Origin of the sequence: Bacillus paralicheniformis, from assembly GCF_002993925.1 — a bacterium.
Taxonomy (GTDB): Bacteria; Bacillota; Bacilli; order Bacillales; family Bacillaceae; genus Bacillus; species Bacillus paralicheniformis.
This window is the reverse complement of the sequence record NZ_CP023665.1, coordinates 809,993-828,854: the sequence shown is the minus strand read 5'-3', so window position 1 is coordinate 828,854 and position 18,862 is coordinate 809,993. Positions and strand designations below refer to the sequence as shown.

At 41.9% G+C, this 18,862-nt stretch carries 13 protein-coding genes; 3 read left to right on the top strand and 10 right to left on the bottom strand.

The window, feature by feature from the left end:
* Positions 1-47: 47 nt before the first annotated feature.
* Genes CP943_RS04200 through CP943_RS04190 form a run of 3 tightly spaced genes read right to left on the bottom strand, consistent with a single transcriptional unit; the run spans position 48 to position 4,263 of the window.
* Positions 48-896: a PRD domain-containing protein gene (locus tag CP943_RS04200; RefSeq protein WP_026578918.1), complete on the bottom strand. Its 849-nt coding sequence runs from the start codon at positions 894-896 to the stop codon at positions 48-50.
* Between the two features lie 29 nt (positions 897-925).
* Positions 926-2,392 carry a glycoside hydrolase family 1 protein gene (locus tag CP943_RS04195; RefSeq protein ID WP_105981352.1) on the bottom strand — a complete coding sequence of 489 codons (1,467 nt, stop codon included), beginning with the start codon at positions 2,390-2,392 and terminating at the stop codon, positions 926-928.
* Positions 2,393-2,397: 5 nt separating this feature from the next.
* Positions 2,398-4,263 carry a beta-glucoside-specific PTS transporter subunit IIABC gene (locus CP943_RS04190; protein ID WP_105980788.1) on the bottom strand — a complete coding sequence of 622 codons (1,866 nt, stop codon included), beginning with the start codon at positions 4,261-4,263 and terminating at the stop codon, positions 2,398-2,400.
* Between the two features lie 824 nt (positions 4,264-5,087).
* Here CP943_RS04190 and CP943_RS04180 point away from each other — a divergent pair.
* The gene (locus tag CP943_RS04180; RefSeq protein ID WP_105980786.1) at positions 5,088-5,876 is read left to right on the top strand and encodes a PmeII family type II restriction endonuclease; all 789 of its coding nucleotides are present in this window, start codon (positions 5,088-5,090) and stop codon (positions 5,874-5,876) included.
* A 93-nt stretch (positions 5,877-5,969) separates the two neighbouring features.
* Here the strand turns inward: CP943_RS04180 and dcm are convergent, their stop codons facing one another.
* From dcm to CP943_RS04155, 5 genes are all read right to left on the bottom strand, one after another.
* Positions 5,970-7,274, bottom strand: a complete 1,305-nt coding sequence (dcm, locus tag CP943_RS04175; protein WP_105981351.1) for a DNA (cytosine-5-)-methyltransferase — start codon at positions 7,272-7,274, stop codon at positions 5,970-5,972.
* Between the two features lie 460 nt (positions 7,275-7,734).
* Complete coding sequence (locus CP943_RS04170; protein ID WP_105980785.1) at positions 7,735-9,513, bottom strand: DEAD/DEAH box helicase; 1,779 nt, start codon at positions 9,511-9,513, stop codon at positions 7,735-7,737.
* The gene (locus CP943_RS04165; RefSeq protein WP_105980784.1) at positions 9,503-10,768 is read right to left on the bottom strand and encodes a ParB N-terminal domain-containing protein; all 1,266 of its coding nucleotides are present in this window, start codon (positions 10,766-10,768) and stop codon (positions 9,503-9,505) included. Before CP943_RS04165 ends, CP943_RS04170 begins: the two co-directional genes overlap by 11 nt.
* Before the next feature lie 355 nt (positions 10,769-11,123).
* Positions 11,124-12,503, bottom strand: coding sequence for a 23S rRNA (uracil(1939)-C(5))-methyltransferase RlmD (gene rlmD, locus CP943_RS04160; RefSeq protein ID WP_105980783.1), 1,380 nt, complete (start codon positions 12,501-12,503; stop codon positions 11,124-11,126).
* A gap of 48 nt (positions 12,504-12,551) precedes the next feature.
* Positions 12,552-13,466 (bottom strand): diacylglycerol kinase, encoded by a 915-nt coding sequence (locus tag CP943_RS04155; protein WP_105980782.1) that lies wholly within the window; start codon positions 13,464-13,466, stop codon positions 12,552-12,554.
* Between the two features lie 200 nt (positions 13,467-13,666).
* Between CP943_RS04155 and CP943_RS04150 the strand changes: the two genes are divergently transcribed.
* Positions 13,667-14,620, top strand: coding sequence for a nucleoside hydrolase (locus CP943_RS04150; protein WP_105980781.1), 954 nt, complete (start codon positions 13,667-13,669; stop codon positions 14,618-14,620).
* A 16-nt stretch (positions 14,621-14,636) separates the two neighbouring features.
* Positions 14,637-15,176 carry a GNAT family N-acetyltransferase gene (locus CP943_RS04145; RefSeq protein WP_105980780.1) on the top strand — a complete coding sequence of 180 codons (540 nt, stop codon included), beginning with the start codon at positions 14,637-14,639 and terminating at the stop codon, positions 15,174-15,176.
* Between the two features lie 98 nt (positions 15,177-15,274).
* Here CP943_RS04145 and CP943_RS04140 read toward each other — a convergent pair whose 3' ends face one another.
* Positions 15,275-15,475 (bottom strand): hypothetical protein, encoded by a 201-nt coding sequence (locus CP943_RS04140; RefSeq protein WP_105980779.1) that lies wholly within the window; start codon positions 15,473-15,475, stop codon positions 15,275-15,277.
* Between the two features lie 131 nt (positions 15,476-15,606).
* Entirely contained in the window at positions 15,607-18,765 is a 3,159-nt protein-coding gene (locus tag CP943_RS04135) for an efflux RND transporter permease subunit (RefSeq protein WP_023855607.1), read from the bottom strand.
* Positions 18,766-18,862: the final 97 nt, after the last annotated feature.

Here is an 18,862-nt window from a genome sequence, read left to right as displayed (position 1 = left end):
AAAAACAAGAAACCACTCGCCTTCCACAAAGGCAAGTGGTTCTTCATTTATTTTAATTGCTGATAAGAAATCAAGCGATGAATATGGACTCCCAAGTATGTTAGTTCATCGTTCGGAATGACGATTCCGTGTACCTGTTTGATATAATCTTTGATTTTGAAAGCTACATCCATTGCTTGCGGATATAAATTAGCAATTTGCTCAAACAATTCATTCTCCTGATCTGCCAGCAATTTATCAGCGTAAAATCTTTCAACAAAAAATTTAACGTGTGTGATAAATCGGCTGTAATGGATATTTTCTTGATCCCATTTCATATTTAATGTGTACCGGACAAGATTGACTATGCTCCCGATCATTTTTGCATACTTCATTCCATTTTTTGATTCTGTTTCTTCTCCTAATGCATTAATTAAGTGGAACGCAATATTTGCCGCTTCCTCTTTCGGTAATTGGATCCCCAGTTTTTCATTGATGAGCTGCAGCGCATAATTCCCTGCCTCAAACTCTTCTGTATAGTAGTTTTTAATTTCCCAGTAGACGCGATTCGTAATATTGATGTTCTTTTTATAACGCTCTACTGCAAAATTTAAGTGATCCATTAATGTGAAGTAAACGCCGGAATTTAGCTTTGTTTTTAATTTTTTTTCTGCATAATGAACAATTTGCTGTGTCAATTCAATAAATTCTTGCGGTATTGAATCCAACAGTTGAAGAAATTCTTTTGCCTTCATATTGTCTACTGGCATAAACACTTGATCAGCTTGTTTTTCTTCAATCATATGCCCAGGTTTTCGTCCGTAACCGATGCCTCTGCCGCATAAAACCATCTCCTGTCGGTTCTGATCTTCAGCCAGTACCACACTCGAGTTTAAAACCTTTTTTATTTTAAACATCGCCATCACCTTTTCATGAATGCGGTTTTTTAGTCTAATACTTCTCCATTTGACTCGATCACTTTCTTATACCAGTAGAATGAATCTTTACGTGAGCGCTTCAATGTCCCGTTGCCATCGTCATCTTGATCAACATGGATAAATCCATATCGTTTGGACATTTGAGATGTTCCCGCACTAATAATGTCAATGGATCCCCAGCTGGTATATCCGAAGAGATCTACACCTTCTTCAATGGCTTCTTTCATCTGACGGAAATGTTCTCTGAAATAGTTAATACGATAATCATCATGGATCGATCCATCGCTTTCAACAACATCTTTCGCACCCATGCCGTTCTCCACAATAATGAGAGGTTTTTGATAGCGATCATACAATTCAATGAGCGAAATTTTTAAACCGACCGGATCGATTTGCCAACCCCAATCTGTTGCAGGCAAATAAGGGTTTTTCACACCGCGAATCGTATTGCCATCTGTTTTTTCCAGACCTTCTTGTGCAGATTCTGTCAGGGACATATAGTAGCTAAATGAAACGAAGTCTACCGTATGTTCTTTCAAAATGGCAAGATCGTCCGCTTCCATCTTAATATTGATATTTTTTCGTTCCAGCATGCGTTTGATCAATGGCGGATATTCGCCAAACACTTGAACATCTGCATAGAAATAGTTATCAAGGTTTTGCTTCAGTGCGCGTTCGACATCATTCGGATGACAAGTGTGCGGGTAAGTCGTGAGTTTCGTTAGCATACATCCCACCTGACTTCCGGGAATGATGCGATGACAATCTGCAGTCACAAGAGCGGATGCCACAAATTGATGGTGCAATGCTTGATAAACGGTTTCTTCTACCTTCCCCTCTGGACAGCGGTCAGGAATGATTCCCGCTGTAATGAAAGAATGGCGGTGTATACTGTCTATTTCATTAAAGGTAAGCCAATATTTCACAACATCTTTATAGCGTTCAAAACACACATTGGCGAATTTCACAAAGAGGTTGATCACTTTTCTTTCAACCCATCCGTTGTATTTCACACTAAGTGCTAATGGCATTTCATAATGTGACAGAGTCACGATCGGTTCAATGTTATGTTTTTTCATTTCTTGAAACAGACGGTCATAAAACTGAAGACCTTTCTCGTTCGGCTCAGTTTCTTCCCCTGTCGGAAAAATTCGGCTCCATGCAATCGATATACGCAATGTTTTAAAACCCATTTCTGCAAAAAGAGCCAAATCTTCTTTATAGTGATGATAAAAGTCAATGCCTCTGCGCTTCGGATATTTTTTTACGTCCGGGTCTTTCATTGCGCGTTCAATGTTTTCAGAAGTAACAGCAAGGTGTCCTTCGTAATCTTCTACACTCAAATTCGAACGGTACATGGCAATATCTGCAACAGACGGTCCTTTTCCATCAACATTCCAAGCTCCTTCTGCTTGGTTTGCGGCAATCGCACCGCCCCATAAAAAATCTTTCGGAAATCCTTTTGTCTTTGTCATCATGATTACCCTCCTAATTGTGTGACAACCATCAACGTATCTTGACGATTGACCTGTTTTAAATGCGTTACTTTTATATCATATTGATCCGTATTCGTAATAACTGCTAGTGTAACTGGATCATAACCTGCTTCTTTAATTTTTTCTAGGTCAAATTGAATGAGCAGATCACCTGCTTTGACTTTGTCTCCTGCTTGAACCAAAGGTGTAAAGAACTTGCCCTCTAGCTGAACGGTGTCAATCCCAATATGGAAAAGAACCTCAACTCCGTTTGCTGTTTTCATGCCGAGCGCATGATTTGTTTCAAAGAGAAGTGAAATCTCGCCATCTACCGGTGCATATAGTTCACCCTTTGAAGGAATAATGGCAATTCCTTCTCCCATTACCTTTGAAGAAAATATGTCATCTTCTACATCAGATAGTGAAATCATTTGACCGATGACTGGACTTTTGAATGTCTCATCTGCGCCAAGTTTTTCAGCGAAAACACCTTGCTCTGCTTCTTTTTCCGTTTCTTCTGTCTTTCGATCTTTTCCTAAAATAAAGGCGGCAGCAAAAGCAACAACAAATGAGATGGCAAAACCGATAACTGCAAACATGAAGTTGCGTGGAAGCTCGTCAGATATAAACATCGACATACTTGCAAGACCAGGTCCAACAAGAACAAACGCTTGAAGTCCGACAAGTCCAATGAAGATTCCGCCGATGAAAGAACCGATCATGACACTGCTAAGCACACGTTTATTTTGCAGTGTCACCCCGTATAATGCTGGTTCGGTAATCCCAAAGAATGCGGAAATCCCTGCAGAAATGGCAGTTGAACGAAGCACTTTATCTTTTGTGCGAAGGGCAATTGCGAAACACGCTCCGCTTTCAGCGAGATTGTGTGCAAGTGACGCAGGCAAGTAGAGTGCTTCTTTTCCGAGATTGCCCATTGTTGTTACAGCGTACGGCACCATCGCTTTGTGCATCCCTGATGCGACCATAAATGGAAGGACTGCTGCCAAGATCGCAACCGCAACCCAGCCCACTTTGTCAAACATAGCAAGGATGAGTGCTGTGAAGCCTTGCCCTGCTGTAAAACCGATTGGTCCCAGCAACAGGAGAGTGATCGGAACTGTCATAACCAAAGACATCATCGGTACGAAGAAGATACGAATGGGTTTTGGCGAAATACGAGTAAACCATTTTTCCACCTGTGCATACAACAGGACAGATAAAATCGCCGGAAACACCTGATAGGCATACGCAATATTTTTCACATCAAATGAAAATAATTGAGCGCCTTCTGTCAGCATAGCCGCCATGTTTGGCAGAATAAGAGCGCCGACTGCCGATAATGCAACAAGCGGATTCACTTTTAATTTATTGGCTGTCGTCACGGCTACCAGCAATGGCAGGAAGTAAAGCGGCGCATCACCAACCATATTTAAAATTTGATACGTTTGCCCTTTGGCATCCATTAATCCGAATAACGAGAAGAGGAGGAGAAACGATTTTAAAATCCCTCCACCCGCAATGGCGGGAACAAGCGGTTGAAAAACACCAACAATGAAGTCTAATAGTACAGTCCCCGCTTTTCGCTTTTCCTTCGGCTGATTGGAAGACCCATTTTGTCCAGAAAGCGCCCCGCCGAGAAGGCCGGTCAATTTCTCATAGACTTCAATGACATCGTTTCCAATTACAACCTGGCATTGGCCCGACATACGGACAGCGATGACACCTGGTATTTTCTCAAGTGCCGGTACATCCGCCTTGTTTTGATCAATCAGCGTAAAACGGAGTCGTGTCGAACAATGCTCCAAGTGGGCAATATTCTCTTTACCGCCTACATGCTGCAATACGTCGCTTGCTGTTTGTGTGTAATTCATTGTTTCTCCCCCTTTTCTGAAACATGAGACCTATATTTAGGCAATAAAAAAAGGACCTAAACCGACAAATTAAAAAATTTATCGGTTTTAGATCCTGCCTGCATGACCAGTCACATGTCTAATTTATCAATATTGGATTTGATTAAAGTATATATCGGTTTTATGAAAGCGTCAACATTTATTTTGGTTTTTTGTAAAGAAGGAAATTTCCTGGTCGAATGGCCTGTAATTTATTCTCAATGGATCAAATATTTTTATATGTTTGCTTTAAGTGTTGGAACAGATCTTCATCATGTGACATAATATCGATGAGATTACAGCTGACATAAACCAAGAGTGTTGGAACGACAATAACCGCTAATAAAAATGTGATGCTTGAAGCGCCTGTGAATAAAACGCTTTCAATCTCACCTTATGCTAAGATATGTATATCCATAATATGGGTATTAGACTCGAACGGAAGATCATCATCAATTTGAACGATCTATTGTCTCTTTTCGATAGACACATTAGGTAAATAACCTTAATTAAATACAATATACTTGTAAAGCAGATTATTTTTTCATTAATCAAAAATAATTATGATTGGATGTTAAACATTCAGACTAGAAGATGCAAGTAAATACTATAAATATAAATAATATCAAGACATTTTTTAATCCTCATCAAAAGGACATGATTCTTAAAAATCTTAAACCAGAAAATCACAAAATGGATATTGCTATATTTATTTGTTATTAGGTAAAGAGCTTCTTGAAAGGCTAGGAATTATAAGAAACAAATGGTAATATAGTTATAAGAATTTCTAAGAAAAGGGTGGTAATATGAAAGAGGATAGAGTTAGTGAAGAAACATTGAATAATATTATTAAGAAAGCAAAAGATTTCTTTAAGGATGAAATAGTTCCTAGTCATCAAGCAAATACCAAAAAACTCAAAAAACTAAAAGAATTTAAATTAAATCCTTTTTTGGATAAATATAAGGCGAGCTTCTTGACTGGTAATGACGATCCAGAAAGTATCGCTAAGGCTTTAGTTTATCCTAGGGTATTAGGAACATCAATCAATACAATATTCGGTGATAAATTACAGAAATTCTGTAGCGAGGTATTAGAGGGATTTGCATCTACGACATCAGGAATTGATATTGAATTTATTGATAAATTGGATGGCAGAAAAAAATACTGTCAAATAAAAGCTGGGCCAAACACAATCAATAAGGACGATATACAAACAATTAAAGGACACTTTGTGGGAATTAAAAACCTTGCAAGAACTAACAAATTAAATATCAGTTTTGATGATTTAATTGTGGGGGTTTTATATGGTACACCCAAAGATTTAAGTAATCATTATAAAACTATAAATAAAGAATATCCTGTCATTGTTGGCCAAGAATTTTGGTATAGGTTAACCGGAGAAATGAACTTTTATCAAAAGCTTACAGATGCAATTGGAGATGTAGCCTCAGAAGTAGATGGTTCCGAAATGATTGAGGATGTAATCAGAGAGTTAGCCACGGAAATAGATGAAAATTTAAATCCTAATAACCTAGATGCTAAAATTGAAAATATGATCGCGGAAGAAAAAGGTGAGTACGGCAAATTGAATTAAATAGAGGTGGAGGGCATACGCATCCTCCACCTCTATTTAATTCTCTAAATACTTTATTTTTTAAATTTTTCTTTTGCTCGTTCCGCCTACTCTTTAATTCATTTGATTTAAGACATCTATAATAGAAAGTCCTATAGCTTTCGCCATATTTACTGGAACAGCATTACCTATTTGTTTGTAAGCATTTGCTGTAGAACAGTCAAACTCCCAACTGTCTGGAAAACTTTGAATTCTAGCATATTCTCTAACGGTGAAAGGTCTAGTTTCATCTGGATGACATCTCTCAGTTTGTTTTTGGGCAGGAGAACAAGTTAGTGTCAATGACGGCTCATCCCATGATAATCTTCTCGCCATTCCTGTCCTTCCCCCTCCTGAATAATAACTCTTACCCATATATTCTTTAGCTATTTCATCAGGTAAATCTCTCCAATAACCACCTGGAGGTACAAGATCTAAGACTTTTCTTTTTGAATCAGGATACTTAGCTCCATCAGATGGAGGAACATCTTTTAAAATATCTTTTAATGTGAGTTCATAGCCAAAAGGCTGTGGAAAACAGTATTCAACGTTATATTTTTCTACTAAATCATTTCTAATCCCTACGAGTACTATCCTTTCTCTTTTTTGAGCTACATCATAGTCTAACGCTCTTAATATCTTCCAGCGTACAGTATAACCGATATCAGAGAACACTTTTAGCATTAGAGCCAAAGTTCTCCCTTTATCATGATTAACTAGGCCTCGAACATTTTCAGCTAAGAACATTTTCGGAAGTAACTGTTTTAATATTTGGGCATAGTAATAAAACATAGTACCCCTCGCATCAGATAGACCCATTTTTTTCCCCGCATAACTGAAAGCTTGACATGGATAACCTCCTGATAGTACATCAAGATGGCCAATAGGGATATCCACAAAATTTCTAATTCCTTGTTCAGCAACTTCTATAATATCTTTTTCTATTACATTCCAATTAGGTCTGTTCTTTCTAAGGGTTTGACAAGCATACTTATCAATTTCAACAAGGCCATTAGATTTTAATCCTGCCTTTTCAAGACCTAAAGCTAATCCTCCTGCTCCTGCAAAAAGCTCTACAACTGAATATTCTTTATGAGCCTTTATATTTTTTACGTCTACAAATTTCTGCCCCTCATAATCTGCTACGTTTATCTGATCATCTCTACTCTGTTCTAAAATTAGATCTGTCTCTTCTAATGTTAATTCTATCTGCTCAGATTCAATGATCTCCTCAAAATTCACATTTAAGATCTCACAAAGTTTCAAAGCATTCGACTTAACAGGGTTAAAATTAGGGGAGAGTAGCATAGACAATTGATTTTTGCTAATTCCTAATTGCTGAGCCAATTCTTTTTGAGTAGATATACCATTCTTTTTCATATGTACTCTTACTTTGTCTTTACTGATAGTATACAAAATATTCGTAACCCCCAATGAGTTAAAAAAATATTTAACTTCTTAAGGGTTATTATGGAGGTTTTTATGGATATAGTCAATAATAAAATCCTAAAGAAATTTATTATTAAGAAGATATCTGATTAAATTAAAAACAGGATAACGATATGATGATGAAAAGAATTTATGCTGTAGCTCCATAACTTTTCAAATAATCAAATTCCTTCTCATCCAATCCAATTTCTTTTGATTATTTACTGATACTATCTGTCAGGCTTATTATTGTCGTTTTTGTCATTTCTGTCACTCGATTAAGTTTAAAAATTAATCTATCTTGTTGAAACAGCTTGTCATGTTGTTTTTCCAGTTTTCCCATTATTAATACTTACCTTAATTATATCTTTCTTATACCAAATATCCTATTCAACATGTTCAAATTACTAAACTACATTTCAATGCATAATGCTTTTGCAGCACTAACAGCTTCATTTAACAAAATAGTTTTTGATGGTAGTTCCACTATATTGTCATTGAGTAAATCATGGGCTGACCGTTCTTTTAACTGTAACGTCTCATATTGTTTTATCTCCAAGGTCTGATTAGCTAGAAGTATAATATAGTCGACTTCTCGTTCTTGTCCTCTTCGATGAATCCTATCAAGGCTCTGCAAATAATGTGCAGCCTGATCTGAAAATGATTCATAAATTGCATATCGTGATCGATGTAATGTCAGTCCAGCTCCCGCCGCTGCAGGATTTCCAATAAACAACATTACTGATGGATCCTCTTGAAACTGACGAACAGCTTTCTGCCTATCCTCTACGGAAGACACCGTTCCATCGTATCTAACGGGTTTATACATTTCGTAACGATTTACCATAGTTTCAATAGAATTACGATAGAATGACCACAAAACAACCTTTTCGCCTTTTCGAGAAATTATCTCTTCAAGTATATCGTCTAAGGCCAAGAGTTTTGCAGGTATTTCCATGTAATCCGCAACTAATGAAGATGGGTTTGAACAAATCTGTAATAAAACGGTTCTTTGGGCAAGAAAATGGGTGATCCGCTTTTTAAAAGTCTCTTCATTCGTTGAACGAAGCTCCTTTATATATCCTTTCAACGCTTCAATATATATTTCATTCTGTTGCTGTGCTAAGGGAACTAAGACGGTATTAAATCGTTTTGATGGTAGATCTGGAAGTACATCCTGTTTTAAATGTCGAATATAAATTCCATATTCATTTATTGCTTGTCGAACAACTGGTATTGCCTTTTTTCGATTATCAGGTATCTCAACACTATTAAACGTAACTCCCATATCGACTAAATTAAACTGTTCTACTAAATCAGAAGGTGCGTTTGGAGCAGGTGTTCCACATAATACATAAGCTCGCCCACACCATTCACGTAACCTACGGAGAGATTGAGTACGTTTAGCATCTCTATTCTTAACAAAAAATGATTCATCCACAACAAGAATACTTCTGCCCCGATATCTCCTGAGAAGAGCAGTTAGTTCAGCCTCCAAATTGATAGTTGTTTCATAATTTGTAACGAAAATATCGGCACCTGAAGAAAGAGCAACTCTCTTTTGACGTAAATCACCAGTCACAGTCGTAACTTTATAAAGATCACTCTTAAAACGCTTAATATCCTTAGGCCATTCCGCCACCATACTCTTTGGAGCCACTATAAGTGCAATGTCTACCTCATTCCTTTCAACTAGGACATCATAGGCGTAGATTGTTGTTACTGTCTTACCAGCTCCTTGTTCATCAAATAGACAAAGACCAAACCCACCCGGAATAGTCATAGCAGCCACATTCACAATTTGATGGCTATCAAGAATGGATATATCTATACCTTCTAACATACTTTCAGCTAATGATCTTCCCTTTTCCTTTAATGCATCAATGGTACGCTTTACTATTGGATAATTTCTCTGAACTTTCGATCGATTATTGATGAATTGACGGGCTTCAGGTGTCCATTTAAGCTCAAGATCAATTGTTTTCCTTAATAATTCACATGCATCGTTAAGTTTTAGGACTATACCTCCATTTGACGTAGATAATGAAACTCCTTTAAGGGCAGCACGTAATGCTGCCCTTAAAGGAACTCGATCTGACTTTTTTCTAGGAACGATAACAACCTTATCCATACTTGATAATACATGAACATCAGCAATCAATGACCTGCTTTCTAAATTGTTAAATCGCAAAATTATTTTCCTCACCTTCACCCCGGGATGGGGTATCCCCAATTTTCCCCTCTCCACCAATTAACATATTCACACGTTCAAGTGCATACTTTAACTGGTGTAACGATTCAGGTTTGATTGTGCCATCTGCTAGAGCACCAATGGGCAACTGCATTAAAAATTGAGTAAATGTCTCTATTCTTTCATTTGCACCTACAGTACGAGATTCCTTCGCCGCAACTTGAACAACGGAACAAGCAGAAATCACTTTATCCTGTGCTTCTTCTACATCATCCTCACCCCTTGCTTGACGTAACAACTTACGAGCATCCTCATTGTTAGCAACTTTCGGTAGAACTCTAATCTGCTTCCAGTTGGTGAACTTATCCTCAAGTAGCAGATCATAAACTAAATTACGAAACGTTTCGTCTTGATCCAATGTAGATCTAACTGGCCCTTTGGTTAGTTCATCAAAATATTGGAAGTAATCAGATGATTTATGTTTTACTTCGTACTCATCCCTTTCACCATCTTCAATATGAAATGCTTCAAAATCTTCTGCAGCTTCTATCATCCGAATATAACGATTTACATATTTTATATCAGGCCCTAAAGCATACCGAAGTGATAATTCCCGTTTCAACTCTCTCTGGCGCCTTACACTCGCATGTGGTTCTAGAGCCAACATAGCAAGCCAGTCCTCATAGATCTTATTTGCTTTTACATATTCTGGCCAATCCTGCTTATGATCCTTTTCAAAGTTCATAGAAACAACAACATGCCGTTTATCATCTTCAGTTGCATGTTCGGTTAATTGCCAAACATAAATATACTCTACCTTAGCTTTCTGTTCGGAGGTAAATTCATTACTGTTAAGAATAAAATAACAAGCGCTTACACGTCTGTTCCCATCAAGAAGTGTACCATCAAGGTCAATAATAGGAGGTCGACGAACTCCATTATTAGCAATACTCCTTGCTAGATCCATTATTTTGAATTGATCCCTTTCTGTAACTCCTGGTAGCGACATCCTACTTAGCATGATATCTAATATTTCTGTGTCATCAGGATTTCGACCATTTATCCTTTTAAATTGATGAATATGAATGTCAAGTCGATCATTATTTTCCCAAAGCTTGATGTCGCGAGTTCGCACGAATCCACCAAACATAGGTACTTCCTTCTTATGAAACCAAGGACTAGGAAATACTGGTTGAACAGAGATACCATTTTGCTCCTGGAGATTTACCCTCATACGTTGCGTTATGTTTGTCATATCTACATTCCTCCCAAAAATAATCATTACGTAGACAATTTTTCTAGTATCACCGACAAGACATTTGTAACACAAAGAGTTATACTGAACTCATCTACAATGCCCCTCATTTCTTAAATACAATTAAAAACTATTCGATAAATAAATTAAAAAACCTTTTTTAACCCAACATATATCTCAAAGAACTATGTAAACGCATTAATTTTTTTGTAAAAAAAGAGTATCACTTACAATAGATTATGAAATATCTTAAAACGAAGTACTTTTATTAAAGTTCGATCGGGATAACTTTAAAACTAAGTAAAAAGAAAATAAACCTCCCTATATTAGAGAGGTTTTAAACACACGGCAAATATTAATATTTTCTTACAAGTAGTGAACAACACTCCACATGGCTAGTATGCGGAAACATATCAACAGGCTGCACCTCAAGCGTCACATACCCGCCATCCTCCAGCACCCGCAAATCGCGCGCCAAGGTTCCCGGGTTGCACGATACATACACTACACGCTTCGGTTTCATTTCAATAATCGTCTGCAGCAAAGCCTCGTCGCAGCCTTTGCGCGGCGGGTCAACGACTAGCGTGTCAGCCGTAATGCCTTCCTTATACCACTTTGGAATCGCGACCTCAGCTTCGCCAACTTCAAACTCAGCGTTCTCAATACCATTCAACTCAGCATTCCGCTTCGCGTCCTCAATCGCTTCCGGCACAATTTCGACGCCGTATACTTTTTTCGCCTGCTTCGCCAGAAACAGCGAGATCGTGCCGATGCCGCAGTACGCGTCAATGACGGTTTCTTCGCCGTTCAGCTCGGCGTACTCAAGCGCTTTGTCGTAGAGCACTTTCGTTTGCTCGGGGTTGACTTGGTAAAAGGATCTCGCAGAGATGGCGAATTTGATCTCTCCGATTGTGTCGTAAATGTATTCTTCTCCCCAGATGACAGTTGTTTCGTCGCCGAAGATGACGTTTGTTTTTTTCGGGTTGATGTTTTGGACGATCGATTTGACGTGCGGGAATGCCGCGGTGATCTCTTCGACGATTTTCGCTTTGTGCGGGAAGTCGTTTGTCCTTGTGATGAAGACGACCATCATTTCGCCTGTGACGGCGCCGTATCTGACCATAATGTGTCTGAGCCAGCCTTTGTGGCGTTCTTCGTTGTACGCTTTGATGCCGTATTTGCCGCAGATTTCTTTAATCGCTTGCACGACGCGGTCGTTTTCCGACTGCTGGATCAGGCATTCGTTCATGTCGATGATCTCATGGCTGCGCTGCTGGTAGAAGCCTGCGATCAGGCCGCCTTCTCTTTCGCCGACAGGGACCTGCGCTTTGTTTCGGTAGTTCCACGGGTCTTCCATGCCGAGGGTCGGGTGGACGGTGATCCGGCTTAAATCGAGCTTGCCGATTCGCTCGAGCACGTCTTTGACTTGCTTCTGCTTGTATAAAAGCTGGCCTTCGTAGTTGATGTGCTGAAGCTGGCAGCCGCCGCACTGCTTGTAGATCGGGCACGGCGCGTCCGTGCGAAAGCGGCTTTCTTCTTTCAAGTCGATGAGGCGGCCGAAGGCGAAGCCTTTTTTGACCCGGGTCACTTTGATCTGCGCCTTTTCTTCAGGGAGCGCGTTCGGCACGAAAATCGGGAAGCCGTCGACTTTGGCGACGCCGGCTCCTTCGTGTGTTAAATCTTCAAATACGACATTGTAATATTCATTTTTTTGAACGGGGGCTTTTTGTTTCATCTTTTTCACCTACTATAAGAAAAACTTGGCCAGCTCTTTAGACCAAGTTCATTCATCCAATTTTCTCGCTTTTTCTTTTGACATGATGACATCGATATGGCGGTAGAGGTTCTCGAATTCGCCCGGCAGTTCGCCGCCGTATTCGCCGTCAAGGTTGAGGAGCATTTTGTCTTTGACCGTCACTTTGACGCGGTTCGCTTTCGTGTAGATGATATGCTCGTCATTGATATGTTCGCCGCGGAGGGCAAGTCCGACAAGTCTGATGAATTCGGCGAGGTTTGCCCGTTTTAAAATGACGAGGTCAAACATGCCGTCGTTCAAGCTTGAGTCGGGGGCGAGCTTTTCAAAGCCGCCGACGGAGTTCGTCAGCATGACGAGAAACAGCATCACTTCTCCTTCAAACAGCTTGCCGTCGTATTCGATTTCAACCTCGGTCGGCCTCAGCGAAGGAAGGAGCATTTCCATTCCTTTTAAATAATAGGCGAGGTGGCCGAGCATCGTCTTCAATTTGCTTGGTACGTCATATGTCAGTTCGGTGAGGCGTCCGCCGCCGGCAATATTGATGAAATATTGGCCGTTGACGCGGCCGATGTCAATCGGACGGGCTTCTCCCTCTAGTATTGTGTTTACCGCCTTTAAAATATCCTCGCGCGGAATGCCGAGCGCTCTCGCAAAGTCATTCGTCGTTCCGACCGGAATGACTCCGAGCTTGGGACGGTGTTCCAACGGCGCCAGTCCGTTGATGACTTCATTTAATGTGCCGTCTCCTCCGGCCGCAACAATCAAGTCAAATTCCCGCTCAGCGGCGTTTCTGGCGGCCTGTACGGCATCCCCTTCCCCTGTTGTCGCATGGCAAGACGTTTCATAGCCTGCCTGCTCGAACTTCTGCAGAACTTGGGCAAGGTTTTTTTTGAAAATTTCGCGTCCGGAAGTCGGATTGTATATGATTCGTGCACGTTTCATGGTTTTCATCATCCTATTAGAGTATCCGTATCATTTCTTTACCAACAACCTTTAATTATACTAGTTGTTGAAAAAATCGCAACAAAATGGGTTTTATTATTTGTTTAATTTTAGATAAAATGCCCTAATTCATGGTAAAAAAGACTTCGGGATCTAGTTGATGTAAAATAATCAATATTAAGAAAAAAGGAGATGTTGCTGTGAAAAAGCCCGTTTATTTTAACCATGACGGAGGCGTCGATGATCTCGTCTCTTTATTTCTGCTATTGCAGATGGAAGATGTCAAATTGATCGGAGCATCTGTCATACCGGCGGATTGCTATTTGGAGCCGGCTCTCAGTGCCAGCCGAAAAATCATTGACCGCTTCGGTTCGTACCAGGTCGAGACTGCGGCATCCGATTCGAGAGGGGTGCATCCGTTCCCGAAGGAGTGGCGCATGCACGCTTTTTATGTCGACGCCCTGCCGCTTTTAAATGAAAAAGGCGAAGTCCGGACCCCGGTGTCAGACCTGCCCGCCCACCTTCATCTCATTGAATGCGTCAATCAGAGCCCCGAACCGGTGACGCTGCTGTTCACCGGCCCGCTGACAGACTTGGCGAGGGCGCTTGAGGAAGAACCGGCGATCATCAAGCACATTGCCAAACTTGTCTGGATGGGCGGCACTTTCCTTGAGAAAGGAAATGTGGAAGAGCCTGAGCACGACGGGACGGCGGAATGGAACGCCTTTTGGGACCCTTACAGCGTCAAGACGGTGTTCGAACGCGATATTCAGATCGAAATGGTCGCGCTTGAAAGCACGAACCAAGTGCCATTGACAAATGATATCCGCTCCCATTGGGCGAGCCTCAGAAAGCATGTCGGGATCGATTTTATCGGCCAGTGCTATGCGATGTGTCCGCCGCTTGTCCATAACGAGACGAATTCGACATACTACCTTTGGGATGTGCTGACGACGCTGACGCTCGGCACAGTCGATATGACACGCTCGCGCAGCGTTAAGGCGGTTGTCCATACGGAAAGCCCGCGCCAAGGAACGACAGAAGAGCATCCTCACGGCAGAATGGTCAAAGTCGTCGATCAAGTCGACAGGGATCAATTTTTTGCGTATTTTGAAGAGTTGATGAAAAAAGCCGACCGCATTCCATCTTTATAAAAGGAGACTTTCCACGATGAAAAAAGGGACAAACATTTACATCAGGCCGCTTACGGCTGAAGACGCCGAGGCTTGCCTCGAATTGCAGAACGCAAACCGCCCGTTTTTTGAACAGTTTTCAATGGAGCGGAACGAAGAGTTTTATACAATCGAAGGACAACAGAAGAGGCTTCAAAGATTATATGAAAATATGCAGAACGATGTAGATTATTATTTTGGCATCTTTGATCCTGCAAACGATACGCTGATCGGAACGATCAACCTTTTCCAGGTACTGCGCGGCTCCTTGCAAAGCGCCTTCATCGGCTATTTTTTGGATCAGAAACACAACGGCAAAGGCTACACGACAGAAGCCGTCAAGCTGATGGTCGAGTTCGCCTTTCAAGATCTCAAGCTCCATCGCATCGAAGCCGGCGTCATGCCCCGTAATCTTGCCTCGATCCGGGTGCTGGAGAAGGCGGGCTTTCACAAAGAAGGCATCGCCCGGAAAAACGTTAAGATCAACGGAAAATGGGAAGACCATCAGCTGCTGGCGGTAATCAATCCGCATGATTAACCGCTTCTTTGCGGGGCTGGAGAACGAAATCAGCAGCATTAAAAAAGCTTGTCGATGAAGATCATTTCAACCTTTATCGACAAGCTCATAACATGCTTTCATCTGCTTTTTGTCTCTTTCATGATGCTGAAAATGACTAAGGCGATAACACTTGCACATACAATATAAAATAAAACATCAGTCACAGGGTTTCTTATATTTTTTAAGAGAAATATGACTCCGATCAACACGATCGGTATGATCCAGGTAAGCCGCTTTACGGCTTTGGGGCTTGGTTCGTTTTTTCCTTTCGGTTCCATTCACTGCCTCCTCTGTTGCCTTTTTTAAACAAAGCATAACACAGGATATATTTGTTAAACACCGACGATCGTCTCATCAAAGAAAAAACCCCTTGGAAAGGAGCATTCCAAGGGGTTCATGTTTTATCGACTTACTCTTCTTTCATACCCGGTTTTTTCCGTCGGAATTTCGCCAGCACTTCGTATACGATCGGTACGATCAGCAGGGTAAGGAGCGTCGAACTGATCAAACCGCCGATAACGGTGACGCCGAGTCCTTTTGAAATGACCTGGCTGCCGCCTTCAAATCCGAGCGCCAATGGAATCAGGGCGCCGATTGTGGCGATGGCCGTCATCAGGATCGGACGGAGCCTTGTAGAGCCGGCTTCAAGGAGCGCTTCTCTCGTTGAGAGCCCTTCCGCTTCCTTATGGATGACGCGGTCGATTAAGACAATCGCGTTTGTAACGACGATACCGATCAGCATCAGCATTCCGATCATTGCGTTCAGGCTGATCGTTTCTCCTGATACGTATAGTCCCACCAAGGCGCCGATAATCGTAAACGGCAGCGAGAACAGGATCGCAAATGGCGCCAGTGCTCCGCCGAATGTAATCACAAGCACAAGGTAGACGATCGCGACCGCCGCAAGCATCGCGAGTCCGAGTTTTGTAAAGGAATCTTCGATATCAGCGGATACGCCGCCGGTATCGATTGTGACGTTGTCAGGCAGCTCGATCTTGTCGATGTTTTTCTGCACGTCGACTGATACGGCTGTGACGTTGTCAGATGTGACTTCCGCCGTGACATCGGCATAGATTTTGCCGTCGCGTTTTGAAATCGTGTCAGATGTCGTGCCTTCTTTCACTTTCGCGACATCGCCGATTTTTACTTCCTGGCCGGTCGGAGTTGTGATTTTCTTGTTTTCTAAATCTTTGACACTCTTATAAGTTTCTTCTTCTGTTTTAATCGTGACATCAAGATCTTTTCCGTCTTTTTTCACGGTTGTAAGCGGCGCCTGCGATGTTTCTTTCATGAGCGCCTGAGAAATCTGTGATGCCGTTAACCCGAGTTTGCTTAATTTCTCCTGGTCAGCGACAAAAGTAAATTCGTCATATGTGCTGGACAGGCCTGAGTTTACGTTCTTCAGGTCTTTTTGGTCTTTCATAATCTTTTCGATCTCTTTTACAGTGCCTTTAATCTCTTTTTCTGAATCTCCGTACACATAATAGGTTAACTGATTGTTATTGCCTGAAGAGCTGAAATCCTGGGTTTTCCATTCTCCGCGTTTGGATTGCTTCTGAATGTCTTTTAGGACGTTGTCTTTTTCTTTATCAAAATCAGGTGTGTCTTCCTCATATTTGATATAGAACAACGCGCCGTTTGAGCTTCCGCCCATCAGCGGATTTCCCGCTCCTAACGTATATTGAACCGTATCGACGTGTTTGCGGTCCAATAGGACTTTTTCAGCTTTTTGCGCTTCTTTTTCCGCTTCTTTTTTCGTTTCTCCCGGTTCAGGAGTGTATGTGATTTGCACCATTTTATCTTTTGTAGCAGGCAAGTAGCTCGCTCCGATTAGCGGCACGAGGAACAAGCTTCCGACCAGCATCAGAACCGCGATGATCGAAGTGATCCATTTATGGCTGAGCGACCAATTCAACACTTTTTTGTAGAAGTTGGCCAGTACCCCAGGCTTGTGTTCTTTCGCCTTCACCGGCGCACCTGTCAACGACTTTTTGAAGAGGGTGTGCGCAAGCATCGGCACGAGCGTGATCGCGATCAGCAGGGATGCGGCAAGCGCGAATACAATCGTTAAGGCAAACGGCAGGAACAATTCGCCGATTTGACCGCCGACGAGTGCGAGCGGCAGGAATACCGCGATCGTCACGATCGTTGATGACATGATCGGCATGAACATTTCCTTCGTCGCTTCGCGCACGAGCGCTTTTCCGCGCAGCGGCTCATCTTTCAGCCTCATGCGGCGGTAAATGTTTTCAATGACGACGATCGAGTCGTCGACAACCCGTCCGATGGCGACCGTCATGGCGCCGAGCGTCATGATATTGAGCGTGATATCAAGCTGGTTCAAGACGAGCAGTGCGATTAACAATGACAATGGAATCGAAATGACCGAGATTAATGTTGATTTAATATCCCTTAGGAATAAGAGAATGATCACAACCGCAAAGATCGCTCCGAAAATCGCTTTGCTCAGCATCGTCTCGACCGACTCGGTGATCGGTTCGGCTTGATCGTATGTCGAGCTGTATTTGAAGCCTTTGTGGTCTTTTTTGAATTGTTCGAGTTCAGCTTTTACGTTGTCGGCTACCTCGACGGTATTGGCGTCGTTTGCTTTAATGACGCTGATGCCGATGCTGTCTTTACCATTGGTTCGTGAAATGGATTCGGCTTTTTTGACATCTTTAATCGTTGCGATGTCAGACAGCTTAACCGTCGGGATTCCCGCGCTTTGCTGAGCTTGTCCGGCGCTCTGTGCTCCGGCTTGAGCCTGCGCGCCCTGGGCCGCTTGCGCACTTTGCGCTCCGGCTTGCGCGCTCGCGCCTCCGGCAGACGCCGCTGGAATTCTCATATTTTTCAAGTCTTTAATTGTTTCGATATCGCCGCTCACGACGACCGATTTTTCTTCTTTCCCGAATGTGTACAACCCAAGCGGAGTCGTCACATCAGATCCTTGAATCACTTGCTTGACTGTATCCTCGTCAAGCCCATATTGCTTCAATTTGTCTTTTTTAAATGAAAATTCGACTTCTTCAACCTGCTGTCCGGAAAGCTGAACGGAAGCTACGCCTTCAAGGCCTTCAAGCTTCGTCAGGAGGCTGTCTTCCACTTTTTTCGTCAAGCTTTGAAGATCGTCTTTATCACTGGACACGCTGAGCGCGAGGATCGGGAAGGAATTCATGCTGTAGCGCGAAATGCTCGGCTCTTTCGCATTGTCCGGCAGATCGAGATTCGCCAATGCTTCAGCGGCTTCAGTTTTCGCTTTGTCCATATCCTTTTCATAATCGTATTCAATCATCACCGATGATGCGTTTTCATACGAAGTGGACGTCACAACGCTGACGCCGTCCAGGTTTTGCACGGCTTGTTCAACAGGCTTTGTGACTTCATCAGCTACCTGGCTCGGAGTGGCTCCGGGGTATGTCGTGCTGACGGTCAAATAAGGCATGTTCACATCAGGAATTGATTCCTGCTTCATATTTAAACCCGCATAAATGCCGGCAACCGTAACAATAATCGTCATCAGCCACACAGCGAACTTGTTCTTTAGTACAAAATTAATGATAGAATTCATTACGACCTCCATTGTGTATATCATTTTCAGAATACAGATTGACTGACTGGTCATTCTATACAATAATAAACTTCAAAAGTAAACAGCGTCAACTTAT